The organism is Neisseria sp. HMSC064E01, from assembly GCF_001808875.1.
GTDB lineage: Bacteria > Pseudomonadota > Gammaproteobacteria > Burkholderiales > Neisseriaceae > Neisseria > Neisseria sicca_A.
In genome coordinates this window covers 1-345 of the sequence record NZ_KV794974.1, presented here as the reverse complement: position 1 = coordinate 345, position 345 = coordinate 1, and the positions used below count along the sequence as shown (strand labels likewise).

Sequence of the window (345 nt, the reverse complement as noted above, 5' to 3'; positions counted from 1 at the left end):
TTCGCCGTCGGTATGGGTTTTCAGACGACCTGCGGCATCGTAGCCAAAGGCCTCTTTGCTGCCGTCGGGATAGAGGGCGAGGGTAAGGTTTTGGTCGGCGTCGTAATGGTATTCGGTGTGCTGTCCCAGCGCGTCGGTAATACGCGCCAGCTGCCCTTCGGGGGTGTAGGCCAGTTTGGTTTCGTAACCGGAGCAGTCGGTAATGAGGTCGGGCTGGCGGTTTTCATTATAGTGATAGGCGGTGCTGCTGCCGTTCGGATCGGTTACCGACAGCAACAGGCCGTTGTCGGCGTATTCGAAACGCGTGGTATGTTTCAGCGGGTCGGTATGGGTCAGCAGGTTGCC

1 pseudogene is annotated in these 345 nt (G+C 58.6%); it reads right to left on the bottom strand.

Annotation, left to right across the window (positions count from 1 at the left end):
- Nucleotides 1-345, bottom strand: a pseudogene (locus tag HMPREF2572_RS12235) (RHS repeat protein); the annotation flags it as partial.